Source organism: Luteibacter sp. 9133 (assembly GCF_000800155.1).
In the GTDB taxonomy this organism is placed as follows: Bacteria; Pseudomonadota; Gammaproteobacteria; order Xanthomonadales; family Rhodanobacteraceae; genus Luteibacter; species Luteibacter mycovicinus.
In genome coordinates this window covers 3,020,654-3,033,141 of record NZ_JUHO01000001.1, presented here as the reverse complement: position 1 = coordinate 3,033,141, position 12,488 = coordinate 3,020,654, and the positions used below count along the sequence as shown (strand labels likewise).

Annotated in this window: 9 protein-coding genes; 5 read left to right on the top strand and 4 right to left on the bottom strand. The window is 65.3% G+C overall.

The window, feature by feature from the left end; genetic code table 11:
• Nucleotides 1–115 precede the first annotated feature (115 nt).
• Entirely contained in the window at nucleotides 116–874 is a 759-nt protein-coding gene (locus tag FA87_RS13185; protein ID WP_036111490.1) for an NAD kinase, read from the top strand.
• 63 nt (nucleotides 875–937) lie between these two features.
• Nucleotides 938–1,873, top strand: coding sequence for a 5'-nucleotidase (locus FA87_RS13180; RefSeq protein ID WP_036117261.1), 936 nt, complete (start codon nucleotides 938–940; stop codon nucleotides 1,871–1,873).
• 25 nt (nucleotides 1,874–1,898) lie between these two features.
• On the opposite strand, the gene FA87_RS13175 is transcribed toward FA87_RS13180, so the two are convergent.
• The 3 genes from FA87_RS13175 to FA87_RS13165 all read right to left on the bottom strand — a co-directional run bounded on the left by FA87_RS13175 (nucleotide 1,899) and on the right by FA87_RS13165 (nucleotide 6,464).
• Nucleotides 1,899–3,152 carry a hypothetical protein gene (locus FA87_RS13175; RefSeq protein ID WP_052191353.1) on the bottom strand — a complete coding sequence of 418 codons (1,254 nt, stop codon included), beginning with the start codon at nucleotides 3,150–3,152 and terminating at the stop codon, nucleotides 1,899–1,901.
• Nucleotides 3,149–5,515 carry a type IV secretory system conjugative DNA transfer family protein gene (locus FA87_RS13170; RefSeq protein ID WP_043695134.1) on the bottom strand — a complete coding sequence of 789 codons (2,367 nt, stop codon included), beginning with the start codon at nucleotides 5,513–5,515 and terminating at the stop codon, nucleotides 3,149–3,151. Before FA87_RS13170 ends, FA87_RS13175 begins: the two co-directional genes overlap by 4 nt.
• Before the next feature lie 73 nt (nucleotides 5,516–5,588).
• Nucleotides 5,589–6,464: a DMT family transporter gene (locus FA87_RS13165; RefSeq protein WP_036111503.1), complete on the bottom strand. Its 876-nt coding sequence runs from the start codon at nucleotides 6,462–6,464 to the stop codon at nucleotides 5,589–5,591.
• Between the two features lie 139 nt (nucleotides 6,465–6,603).
• Between FA87_RS13165 and FA87_RS13160 the strand changes: the two genes are divergently transcribed.
• From FA87_RS13160 to FA87_RS13150, 3 genes are all read left to right on the top strand, one after another.
• Nucleotides 6,604–7,773, top strand: a complete 1,170-nt coding sequence (locus FA87_RS13160) for an acyl-CoA dehydrogenase family protein (RefSeq protein ID WP_043695130.1) — start codon at nucleotides 6,604–6,606, stop codon at nucleotides 7,771–7,773.
• A 10-nt stretch (nucleotides 7,774–7,783) separates the two neighbouring features.
• Nucleotides 7,784–8,320: a GNAT family N-acetyltransferase gene (locus tag FA87_RS13155; protein ID WP_043695126.1), complete on the top strand. Its 537-nt coding sequence runs from the start codon at nucleotides 7,784–7,786 to the stop codon at nucleotides 8,318–8,320.
• A 63-nt stretch (nucleotides 8,321–8,383) separates the two neighbouring features.
• Complete coding sequence (locus FA87_RS13150; protein WP_043695123.1) at nucleotides 8,384–10,657, top strand: thiamine pyrophosphate-dependent enzyme; 2,274 nt, start codon at nucleotides 8,384–8,386, stop codon at nucleotides 10,655–10,657.
• A gap of 13 nt (nucleotides 10,658–10,670) precedes the next feature.
• Here the strand turns inward: FA87_RS13150 and FA87_RS13145 are convergent, their stop codons facing one another.
• On the bottom strand, nucleotides 10,671–12,392 hold the full coding sequence (locus FA87_RS13145) for a diguanylate cyclase (RefSeq protein WP_081996590.1): 1,722 nt from the start codon (nucleotides 12,390–12,392) through the stop codon (nucleotides 10,671–10,673).
• Between the last annotated feature and the right edge of the window lie 96 nt (nucleotides 12,393–12,488).

The following is a 12,488-nucleotide window of genomic DNA, read 5'->3' as shown; positions in this document are numbered from 1 at the left end:
CTGCTGGCGATCCCGCGGCAGCGGGAAACCCCACAGGAACCTGCGGCAACTTCAGCCTATCCGACCCCGCCATTTAAGGACTAAGCTCCGGACTGGATCCGGAAGCCCACACCTCATGCGCCTAGCCTTTGTCGCCAGCGAAACCGAAGTGGCCCAGCGCGCCCGTGCGGCGCTCGTCAAACGCTACAAGGGCGTCGAACCCGAAGACGCCGAGATCGTCGTGTCGCTCGGGGGCGACGGCTTCATGCTTCGCACCCTCCACGCCCACCGCACCCTCGGCCTGCCGTTCTACGGCATGAAGCTGGGTCGCCTGGGTTTCCTGATGAACCAGCACGACCTCGACCACCTGCCCGAGCGTATCGAGCGGGCCCACCCAGCCGTTTTGCATCCGCTGGAGATGCACAGCGTCTGCTGCGATGGCGTCGAGCATCGCGCGCTGGCCTTCAACGAAGTCGCCCTGCTGCGCCAGAGCAACCAGGCGGCTCATCTGACGGTCAGCCTCAACGGCGAGATGAAACTCGACGAGCTCGTCTGCGATGGCGTCCTGGTTTGCACCCCGGCCGGCTCCACCGCGTATAACCTGTCCGCCCATGGTCCCATCCTCCCCCTGGACGCCAACGTGCTGGCCATGACGCCGATCAGCCCGTTCCGTCCGCGGCGCTGGCGCGGCGCGATCCTGCCCCACGCCACCCGCGTCACGTTGCACACCAAGGATCCGAACAAGCGGCCGATCAGCGCCACCGCGGATTTCCACGAAGTGCGCGACGTCCGCTCGGTCGAGATCAAGCAGTCGCGCCGGAACGCGGTCCGCCTCCTGTTCGATCCGGAGCACAATCTCCAGCAACGCATCCTCGACGAGCAGTTCGCCCCCTAACCGGAGGCGAACCTGTAGGAGCGCGCCTTGCGCGCGATGGTCTTTAGCCCCAACCTCCATCCCATGAACGCCCCCGAAGAAAGCCAGAACGCCCACAACGACGCCTCAGTCAGCGACAACCGCCTCGTCGTCGCCATCTCCTCGCGCGCGCTCTTCGACATGGAAGACAGCCACGACCTGTTCGAGCGCGACGGCCTCGATGCCTACCGTGCCTTCCAGATCGAGCACGAAAACGACCTGCTGAAGCCCGGCGTCGCCTTTCCGCTGGTGCAGAAACTGCTGGGCCTGAACGCATTGTCCGGCGACGTCCCGCCGGTCGAGGTGATCCTCCTGTCGCGCAACTCCGGCGACACGGGTCTGCGGATCTTCAACGCGATACAGCATTACAAGCTGGGTATCTCGCGGGCGGCGTTCACCAGCGGAGCGCCGACGTCCGATTACATCGCCCCGTTCCGGGCCGATCTGTTCCTCTCAGCCAATGCGGAAGATGTGGGCCGCGCGTTGCGGGCGGGCGTCGCCGCCGCGACGATCCTCCCGTCGACGGCGCCGCAGCGCTCCAGCGAACAGCTTCGCATTGCCTTCGATGGTGACGCCGTGATCTTCGGCGATGAAGGTGAGCGTGTCTCGAAAGAGCAGGGCCTGGATGCGTTTCATCGCAGTGAGTCGGAGCTTTGGGCCGAGCCACTGTCGGGCGGCCCGTTCCGTGGTTTCCTGGCCGCGCTGCATCGCCTGCAGGCGGCGTTCCCCGCGGAGACCTCGCCGATTCGTACGGCGCTGGTGACGGCGCGTTCCGCACCGGCGCATAAGCGCGTGATTCTTACGCTTCGCCGCTGGGGTGTGCGTATCGACGAGGCGTTGTTCCTCGGTGGGCGTGACAAGGGGCCGTTCCTCGATGCCTTTGGCGCCGATATCTTTTTCGACGATTCCCCGGCCAATGTGGAGTCGGCGCGTCGGCACGTAGCGACGGGGCATGTGCCGCACGGCGTGTCGAACAACTGAGTCCGCTTCTCCCGCGATGCCGGGATCAGAAACCCATCACGGGCCCTGTCCGGGTAACGGACGTTTGCTGACTCGCTTGCTGCATGGAGGCATCGCGGGCTTGCTGTTGTAAGGCGGCATCCCTTTGCTGTCCTTGGGCGAGACTCCGCTCCATAGGCGGTGCGGGTGAGGCCAGGTCGAGTGTGGCGACGGACCCCGGGCGGATCCCCGTGCACACGATGCTCCGCCCCTGAACCTCGACGTCACACAACTCACTTGCGTCGCGTATGTTCGATTGACGCGCGACAAGCGCCATCTGTGCCGCTTTATCGTTTGAAATCTCCATGGGGAGCTGCATGCGAAGTGACGCGTAGAGCGGGTCCGAGTGGGCGCTCGGTAGACTCGTTCGCGGGTGGGCGTCTGCCATCGGATGAGGCGATCCGATCAGCCGGCCGGGGTCGTCGGGATGGAAGTCCTTACGAGCGGCCTCCCTTTCCAGGCGAAGACTCCGCGTATCCTCCAGCTCCCGCAGCAGCCTGGGATCGGTAACGTCCTTCATCTCGGTAAACGACACGGTCGTGGTCGGTTGCGCACTGGTGAATTCGCTCCAGTCGCCGTTGCGGTCGCGCCCGAAGAAATGATCGTTTCGCCCGATGACGTTGGGGTCCATGTGAGACCTGTCGCCGATGGCCGAGGTCCAGGCAGCGGCCATGTCTGCGCCGTATGAGGCGCGCTCCGCTGTTGACATGCCTGCCGCGCGCGCCATGTCACCTAGTGTGGCTGCGCCACGGCGGGTCCCCATGAGATCGTTGTCCAGCATGGTCTTCCAGATCTTCTCGGACTCTTCCGGCCCATTCGCGCCGTGATGGCGAGCGGCTTCGAGAAGTTTTCGGGGCGTCCAGGCGTTGGGATCCACTTTCAGATGATTGAATGCCTCGTCGTGCGCCATTTGCACCATCTTTCCAGGCAGATTCAGAGCGCGATCAGCGTGACCGTCGGCGAGGGCGGTCTCGCGCATGGCAAGGTCCTGCACGATAAGGTCGACCCCGAACTTGTCCCACTCCCTTTCGGTGAGCACCCGACCGTTATGATCGCGAACGTAGCTTTGCGCATATGCGTTCGCTGTGGCGCCGGGCATGTTGTCATTCCTCACAACACCAAGTGCCAGCCGTCCGTACCCGTCATTTCCGGGAAGCTCGGCCAGATAATTCCAATAAAGTTCGCGGTTCTCGGTACTGGCATAGTATCTGAGTACTTCGATATCTCGACTTAGCAGTTTTCCAGGGGCGGCATCCGTCATTTGACTCTCCGTGTTTCGAGCATGGCGCGCACCTCACTTTCTATGCGCTGCCAGTCATAAATAATCACGCGTAGATACGTGGCGTGCACAACCAGCCGAAGCTCAGGAACGAGAAAGGAGTGCTGGCAACTCGATCGGCGGGCGTCAGTACCGTCGACAATCACCCCGCTCTGAATGCTTGCCCCGTCTGGTATGAGTCGCGATGAGCAGGTAATGACCGTCGTGGGGACCCCATCGGTTCCCCATCTGACAAACCAATCATCGTTGTGCTCGGGCCTGCTTGCAGGACTTCCTGGTTTGTAAAGGTTGTCGAAATACGGCTTCAGTTTGTCGAAGTCGGCAAAGTAGGGAATGAGTCCGAACCTGGGTTCACCTTTGATTCGCAAGTCGAGGTTCCGGCTTGGGTCAGCGCGGGCTGCTTTGTCGTCCGGATTCAACGGTTCGATATACCGCCGCAGCAGCGTTCGATATTCGGCATCGGACAGGTTTGGCTCGGAGATATCGATGCTGATATGGCTGATGAAGTCGAGGTTGTCGTGGTGGTAGTCCACGCCTGGCGGATAAGGCCGCAGAGTGGGCCATCGCACGATGAGCATCACCCCTCCATCCCGGTCGGGACCGGCTTGTTGGTAATACATGTTTTTTGGAAACATGAAGCGATGCTTCCCGATCTTCGCCTCGACCAGCGGTACGTGCGCCGCTGGACTTGCCGCCGTGGAAACGGGTGGGGGGGCGGATGTGCCTGAGATGGACTCGGCATTTGGCGCTCCCGCCGCCAGCGCCGAGAAAAACGCAATCAAAGACTTGGAAACAGGCATGGCCTCTCCTTGGTCGATCGTCTGGGGCGGCGGCGTGTTCGGCTTCCGCGATGAGGTCAAGGTACGGCAAATGACGGGTGTCGGCACCGACGGGGTCACCACGATCTGCTCGCCCGCCCGCAGGGACATGAGGCTGGTCGGCGATGCGGGTGTCGACGCGAGGTGGCCGTCGTAGCGATGGGCGGCAACGAACTGCTTCAATGCGTCGGACTCACGCCTTGCCAGCGCTTCATCGCGTGGCGCATGGACGACGCAAGCCGTGAAACGGCGGTCGAGCGTGATGGCGTTGTTGCCGTAGCGGTCGTGCAGGGCGCTCAGGCCCCGCGTCGTGGCAAGACATCGCCACGGCGATTCCGCGTCGGTCAGCGCGGCGATGGGCGGCAGCGTGTCGAGGGCATGGGCCAGCAGTAACGACGACTCGCCCTCGTCCAGCGCCGCCTGCCACTGGCGTATGGCCGATTCGATAAAGGGGCCGGACGCGGTGCGCCACCGATCGGGCACATCCAGGTACACAGTCGCTCGCCGCCAGGATGCCGGTGCCAGCCTTTCGCTCCGCGTGGCGGCATCCACGATCGGGTCCGCAAAAGGCGCCAGAACGTCGGAGACACGCTTCCAGACGATATCGATACCGGCATCATCAAGCCCCAGCCACCCACGAAGTCCTCCCCTGGCCTGGAAACCGACTTCAGGACGCTCTGCCAGCGTCTGCAGGAAGGCGCGTCGGGATACGTAGTGGACGGCCTGTGCGCAAAGCCGGTGGATATCGCCCGGGGCGGCGGGCGGCGCCTCGTTGTGCGCAGACCGCAGCACGTCGGCGACCACATGCGCCAGGCTGACGAATGCGTTGCGCGTGTGACTGACGATGAATCGTTCGTGTCGGTTCGCTTCGGGGAACCACGCCGCAGCAAGGTGTCGAAGCTCATCGGCCGACAAACCTTGCGGTCCCCACGCGCCGGCCAACGGATTCCAGGCAGGGCCGCCTCCGAAAGGGTTCAGCCGAAGGACGGTCCTCCCGGGTGCCGCGTGTGCGAAGGCAAGGCTGCGGGAGCCGCAGTCGATGACGAGGGTGGACCCGTCTGCGTGTCGCAGCGACGCAAGGACGACGGCGTGCGCCTCAGGGTAATACGGAGCGGATACGATGACTGACGCGGCATCGGGTGCGCCCAGCGTGCGCCCACGCTCTTTCGTTACGTGAATTACACCGGGCTTGATCGCGGTAAGCGGGAGGGACGAGGCTGATAAGCGGTCGAATGGGCCGGACACCGGGACCGAGGGAGCCCGGCGCCGCAAAAACACGATACCCAGGCACCACAGCAATAGCGGCAGCACCAGCCCCGCGCCCGCGCAGATCGCGATGCGCGTTGCATCCGGCCGGTAAGCCGGCTGATCGAGCACCTGCCAATAGTCGTGCCACAGGCCGGGTGCGAAGGCCGACATCGGCAGGCCTAGTGAGAAAAGGATCAATCCGCTCGCGAGGGAGGGGGCGATCGCACACGCGCCGAGGGCCGAAGCAGCCGCGCCGACGCGCCAGAACCATGGCTCCATGCCATTCCTTGGTGATTGTTTTCCGGGTCGAATTATCGCATGGGTGCGGCCACGGCCAACCTGCCGAGGCGACTCAGACGATGTTCGTCCACCGCCACCAGTCGGTCTTCTTCTCTTCGCGCACGAAGGTGAAAAGCCCCGCGCCGAGAATCAGCACGATGCCCACGAGCATCGGCCAGTCGAGATGATCGTGGAAGATCAGATACCCGAACAGGATCGCCCACAACATCTGGCTGTACTGGGTCGGTGCCACGCGCGCCGCCGGGGCGTTCTGCGTGGCAAGCATCAGCAGGACCGCGCCCGCCGCCGCGAGCAGCCCGTAGCCAAGCACCAGGAACCACTGGTGCAGGTCCGGCCAAACGAAGTGCGGCAGCATCATGATGAAGCCGGCGATCATCGGCCCGATCACGCCCGCGCCGTAGAGGGTGATGCGCTTCTCGGTGGCTCCGGCCATGCGTAACGCGATGATCGACAAGGCGCCGGTGATTCCGCAGATGATCGCCGCGACGTGGCCCTGGCCCAGGTGACGGAAGCCGGGCCGCAGAACGACCAGCACGCCGAGAAATCCCACGACCACCGCGGACCAGCGTCGCCAGCCCACGTGCTCGCGGAGGAAGACCACCGAGAGAATCGTCACGAAGATTGGCAGCAGGAAGATCAGCGAGAACGCCTCGGCCATCGGCAGGGCCGTAAAAGCCATGACGGCGGTGATGTTGCCGATGGCGCCGGCCATGGCGCGCAGCAGCCAGAGGCCGGGCATCTTCGACACCACGACCTCGCTCCAGCGGTCCCCCGGCTTCTTCAGGAACGGAAACGCCGCCATGGCGAGCACGGCGCCGAAGAACACCGCTTCGTACGGCGGCAGGGAGCCCTCGAGGGACTTCACGAAGGCATCGCTCCACGCGTAGGCCGCGTAGCAGGCGAAACCGAGCAGGACGCCTTTGAACATGGGGAAAATCCTGAAGGCGGGGGCATCCCATTATGCAAACGTTTGCAGCCCTTGTATGCATGTTGCGGGACGCCATGACCCCGACCCCGCGCGGGTCTACAATCGAGGGCTTTCCGGCTGCCCACGTACGAGTACCCGCATGGCTCACCGTCTCGACCCGCTCGATCTTTACGACGTCCGCTCGCTGCTTACCGATGAGGAGCGGGCCGTGCAGGACGCCGTTGGCCGTTTTGTCGACGAAAAGGTGTTGCCGATCATCGGCGACGCGTTCGAGCAGGGGCGTTTCCCGGCGGAACTGGTCTCCGAGATCGCCTCGCTGGGCCTGCTCGGCGCCACGCTGCCCGAGGAATACGGCTGCGCCGGCATGAACGCCGTGAGCTATGGCCTGATCTGCCAGGAGCTGGAGCGAGGCGATTCCGGTCTGCGCAGCTTCGCCTCGGTGCAGAGCTCGCTGTGCATGTATCCGATCTTCGCCTACGGTTCCGAGGAACAGAAACGCGAGTACCTGCCGCGCATGGCCGCGGGCGAGGTGATCGGGTGCTTCGGTCTGACCGAGCCGCACGGCGGGTCGGACCCTGCCAACATGAAAACCGTGGCCCGCCAGGACGGCGGCGACTGGGTGATCAACGGTGCCAAGATGTGGATCACCAACGGCAACCTGGCGCACATCGCCATCGTCTGGGCGCAGACCGACGACGGCATCCAGGGCTTCATCGTGCCGACGGACACCAGGGGTTTCGCCGCGCAGGAAGTCCACAAGAAGATGAGTCTGCGCGCCTCGGTGACGTCGGGCCTGTTCTTCGACGACGTACGTGTTCCCGATAGCGCGCGGCTGCCCAACGTCAAGGGTCTGAAGGGCCCGTTGGGCTGCCTCAACCAGGCGCGCTACGGCATCACCTGGGGCCCGATCGGCGCCGCGCAGGCCTGCCTGAAGGAAGTGCTCGACTACGCCTCGCAGCGCATTCTGTTCGGCCGCCCGCTGGCGGCCAACCAGGCCGTGCAGATCCGCGTCTCCGACATGGCACGCCGCATCACGACGGCGCAGCTGCTTTCGTTGCAGCTCGGTCGCCTGAAAGATGCCGGCCGGCTTCAGCCGACGCAGGTGTCGCTGGCGAAGTGGAACAACGTGCGCATGGCGATCGATATCGCGCGTGACTGCCGCGACATCCTCGGTGGCGCGGGTATCACGACCGAGCATTCGGCAATCCGCCACGCGCTGAACCTGGAATCGGTCATCACCTATGAAGGCACCGAGACCGTTCACCAGCTGGTGGTCGGTCGGGAGCTCACCGGCATCAACGCATTCTGAGGCACGTGCCATGCACGGCCCGCGTATCGAGACCGATCGGCTGATCCTGCGCCCCACCGCGGCGGAGGATTTCGAGGCGTGGGCCGCATGCATGGGCGATCCGGAAGTGAATCGCTTCCTGGGCGGCCCGCAGCCACGCGCCGTGGCCTGGCGCAACTTCATGACCATGGCCGGCTGCTGGAGCATCAACGGCTTCGGCATGTTCTCCGTCATCGAGCGCGCGAGCGGTCGCTGGATCGGTCGTCTGGGTCCCTGGCAGCCCGAGGGCTGGCCGGGCCATGAGATCGGCTGGGGCATGGCGCGGGATACCTGGGGCAAGGGCTACGCGACCGAAGGCGCCGCCGCGTCGATGGACTGGGCGTTCGACCATCTCGGCTGGAGCCAGGTGATTCATTCGATCGCGCCGACGAATATCGCGTCCATCGCCGTGGCGAAGAAGCTCGGTTCTCACTGGCAGGGGCCCGGCGCGCTGCCGGCGCCGTCCACGGACGTTGTCGTCGACCTCTGGGGCCAGACGCGCGAGCAGTGGCTCGCCAGGCGTCGCTGACGTATACGCCGGGCGGGCTCGTGTGTGGCCTCGCCCGGCTCTCTCTCTTACGAGTATTTCGCCATGTCCGTCCCACATCCCATCCCCGCCCGGCACAAGGGCTTCAACCGCGCCGAGATCGTCGACCAGAACTTCGTCGAGTACGTGCAGTTCTGGCAGGGCGACGTCGCGCGCGCGCCGCAGGACGATGAACCGGTATTGCCGGGCAGCGCGCTGGATGCACGCGGTTTTCGCGAACTGCTCGAGTCGCAGCTGATCAGCCGGCATCTCGATCTGATGGCGCGCGTGCTGCGCGTGCAGAACAAGGTGTTCTATACGATCGGCTCGTCGGGGCACGAGGGTAACGCGATGGTGGCGCGGCTGACGCGGCACACCGATCCGGCCTTTCTGCATTACCGCAGCGGTGGTTTCATGGCTGAGCGGTTCCGCAAGCTGCCGGGCATGGATCCGGTGATGGATTCCGCGTTGTCGTTCGCGGCGAGCCGCGAAGACCCCGCCTCGGGTGGGCGGCACAAGGTGTGGGGCAGCAAGCCGTTATGGGTGTTGCCGCAGACCTCCACCATCGCATCGCACCTGCCCAAGGCGCTGGGTACGGCCATTGCGATCGAGCAAGGACGCCGCATCGGGCATGCCCTGCCGATCCCTCAGGATTCGATCGCGGTGTGTTCGTTCGGCGATGCATCCTCGAACCACGCGACCGCGCAGACGGCCTTCAATGCGGCGGCGTGGACCGCGTACCAGAAGCTGCCCGCCCCGGTGCTGTTCGTCTGCGAGGACAACGGCATCGGCATCTCGGTGAAGACGCCGGGCGGCTGGGTCGCCAACAACTTCCGTCACCGCCCCGACCTGGATTACTTCCATGCCGACGGGCTGGACCTGGCGGGCGGTTACGCCGATGTCCAGCGCGCCGTCGAACACTGCCGACGCACGCGGCGTCCGACCTTCCTGCACCTGACCACCACGCGCGTCATGGGCCATGCCGGCACCGACTTCGAGATCGAGTGGCGCTCGATCGACGAGCTGGTGGCTCTCGAAGCGACCGATCCGTTGCTACGCAGCGCGGCGATCGCGCTGGCCTCGGGTCTGTACGACAAAGACAGCTTGCTCAATCTTTACAACGCCACGCGCAACCGCTGTTTCGAAGCGGCCGAGGACGCCGATAGCCGCCCGCGGCTCGCGTCGCTCGAGGAAGTCATGGCGCCGCTGGCGCCGTACACGCCGGACGCGGTTCGTGCGGAAGCGGAACGCGCCGCCGATGCCGCCGAGCGGGAGCGTGTGTTCGGCGGCGCCGACAAGCTCCCCGAGGCGCAGCCGCCGAAGCATCTGGCCGTCCAGATCGGTCAGGCCCTGCACGATCTCATGGCGAAGTATCCGGAAAGCCTGCTGTTCGGCGAGGACGTCGCGCAGAAGGGTGGTGTGTACACGGTCACCAAGGGTCTTCATAAGGCGTTCCGCAACACGCGGGTGTTCAACACGCTGCTCGACGAAACGATGATCCTCGGCCTCGCGCAGGGCTATGCCAACATGGGCATGCTGCCGCTGCCGGAGATCCAGTACCTGGCGTACTTCCATAACGCCTGCGATCAGATCCGCGGTGAAGCGGCTTCCCTGCAGTTCTTCTCGAACGACCAGTACCGGAACCCGATGTTGATGCGCGTGGCCTCGCTGGGTTATCAGCGCGGTTTCGGCGGTCACTTCCACAACGACAATTCGATCACCGCGCTGCGCGACATCCCCGGCCTTGTCGTAGGCTGCCCGAGTCGCGGGGACGATGCCGCGACGATGCTGCGCACGATGGCGGCGCTGGCGAAGGTGGATGGCCGCGTGACGGCCTTCCTCGAACCGATCGCGCTGTACATGACCAAGGACCTCCACGAGGCTGGCGACGGTCGGTGGCAGTTTTCCTACCCGGCACCCGGTGAGGCCATGCCGCTGGGCGAGGGGCGGGTTTATGGCGACGACGCCGACGACCTCGTGGTGTTCACGTTCGGCAACGGCGTGCCGATGAGTCTGCGTGCCGCGAAGCGTATCGAGGCGGAGCAGGGCTGGAAGGTACGCGTGGTCGATCTGCGCTGGCTGGTGCCGCTGAACGATGGCTTCATCGCGACGCAGGCGGCGAAGGCGAAGCGCATCCTCGTCGTGGACGAGGGGCGCAAGAGCGCGGGCGTCGGCGAGGGAGTGATCACGGCGATCGTCGAGGCAGGCCTCGGACACGTGCCGTTGCGCCGGGTCGTGGGTGCGGACACGTTCACACCGCTGGCGGGGGCGGCGTTTCTGGTATTGCCGGGGGACGACGATATCGTGGCCGCGGCGGAATCGATGCGGGAGCGCACGTAGACCGCAGCGCGGCCTAGTTGGCGACCTTACCCTCGCGCCGCACCAGGGCCGGCCCCGCCGGCCCCGAGCACACCACCCGGTTGCGGCCCGCCAGCTTGGCCGCATACATCGCCGCGTCGGCACGTTCGATCAACGACTGCAACGTATCCGCCGGCGTGCGCAAAGCCACGCCGATGGACACCGTGAGCGGTTCGCTGTTCTCGCCCAGGTGAGCATCCAGTCGTGTGATGCGGCGGCACAACCGTGTGGCAACCTGCATGGCGTTCTCGCGATCCACGCCCTGCAGCATGGCGACGAACTCCTCACCGCCGAAGCGACCCAGCAGATCCGAAGGCCTCAGTTCGTCTCGCAATGCCGCCGCCACCGCCACGAGCGCGCGGTCGCCCGCGGCGTGACCGAAGCGGTCGTTGAGTTCCTTGAAATGGTCCAGGTCGAGGAAGAGCAGGGCGATCGGACGCGACATGCCTTGCTCCAGACGCTCCAGCGCGGCATCCGTCCAGGCGCGGCGGTTGTGCACCCCGGTCAGCGGATCGCTGTCGGCCAGCTGCCGCGCGCGATCGCGATCGTGGCGGATGGTGAGTGCGCGGTCCGACAAGCCGATCGACAGCACGATGGCCTCGAAGGCCCCGAAGGCGATCGCCGCGTTGGGCAGCCACGGCGCGTCGGCAAGCATGCCCTGTGCCTGCGCGCCGCATAACGCGGTCAGCAACAGCAACGGTGTCCAGCCCACGAGGAAGAACCATGCGTGTCGCGAGCCGCGGGCCGCGGCGATGGCGCCGGCGACCAGCAGCAACGATGCGCCGATCAGAAGCAACGGCTGTAGCAGCAAGGCCGCCGTCTGCACGAGCACGTCGATACTCGTCGCACGCAGCACGATCAGCACGGGCATGCCGACGGCGAACGCCAGTACCGGCATGCGCAACAGCGGTGCGTAGTCATCGATCTTGGCGAAGCGAAGCACGAACAGCGCCGAGAACGAGACGGAGAGCGACGTCGCCGCGGCGCCGAGCGTATCGCCCATGCCCGCCAGCGACTCGAACTCCAGGGGATGGAAGATGTAGCCCGTCTTTACGCCCTGGATGAGCGCGTAGCAGACGAGATAAGCCGCGTACCAGCCGAAAGTCATGTCACGCAGGATGGCGGCGAAGCACATCGCCATCAGTGCCATGGTCAGGATGACCGCGAAACAGGCCGTCGCGAAAGCGACCCAGCCACTGTCTTCGCGAAGATAGTCGGCCCACGAGCTGGTCGACATGGTGACCGCTCCGGCGGGCATCGTCGTCGGTTCGAACTTGAGCAGGATCGTGTGCGACGCGGGCATCGACGCGGGCAGGCTGAACATCAGGCGCCCATGTCCATGCACGCCGGGGCCGAAGTCTTCGAGCGAAGTGGACACCGCCCGCCCGTGTTCGTCGTAGAGGGACACGGCGCCGAGCCCGGGCGTGTTGATGCTGAGCACGCGTTCGCCGGCGGTCCAGGGCGGAAGTTGCCGCAGAATGACCCAGGTGCCGTTGGCCGAGGCCGGGAAGACCTGCATGCGCGCCGGGTCGAACGAGGCGAGCGGCCGGTTGTAGGCTTCGAGCAGGACGTCCGACGGGACATCGCCGGGATGGGCCTCACGCCAGTTACCGGTGAGGGTGGCCGCGGGTGTCGCCATGACGGTGAAGAGCAGGCAGGTGACGACCGCCTGGATCAGGCGATGTAACCACTGCCACTGTCTTTCCCTCGAGCTCATGCCAGTCCTGCATCCGACGTACGGCGGCGCGCCAGCCGGGCGCGCGACGTGGATCCGGCGGCATTCCAAGGAAAGCCCGTCTCCCTTACCAGCAGC

Coding starts and splice junctions, on each gene's coding strand:
- FA87_RS13165 (WP_036111503.1), bottom strand. CDS start 6,464: ATGTTCAAAGGCGTCCTGCTCGGTTTCGCCTGCTACGCGGCCTACGCG.
- FA87_RS13145 (WP_081996590.1), bottom strand. CDS start 12,392: ATGAGCTCGAGGGAAAGACAGTGGCAGTGGTTACATCGCCTGATCCAG.
- FA87_RS13175 (WP_052191353.1), bottom strand. CDS start 3,152: ATGACGGATGCCGCCCCTGGAAAACTGCTAAGTCGAGATATCGAAGTA.
- FA87_RS13185 (WP_036111490.1), top strand. CDS start 116: ATGCGCCTAGCCTTTGTCGCCAGCGAAACCGAAGTGGCCCAGCGCGCC.
- FA87_RS13170 (WP_043695134.1), bottom strand. CDS start 5,515: ATGGAGCCATGGTTCTGGCGCGTCGGCGCGGCTGCTTCGGCCCTCGGC.
- FA87_RS13160 (WP_043695130.1), top strand. CDS start 6,604: ATGGCTCACCGTCTCGACCCGCTCGATCTTTACGACGTCCGCTCGCTG.
- FA87_RS13150 (WP_043695123.1), top strand. CDS start 8,384: ATGTCCGTCCCACATCCCATCCCCGCCCGGCACAAGGGCTTCAACCGC.
- FA87_RS13155 (WP_043695126.1), top strand. CDS start 7,784: ATGCACGGCCCGCGTATCGAGACCGATCGGCTGATCCTGCGCCCCACC.
- FA87_RS13180 (WP_036117261.1), top strand. CDS start 938: ATGAACGCCCCCGAAGAAAGCCAGAACGCCCACAACGACGCCTCAGTC.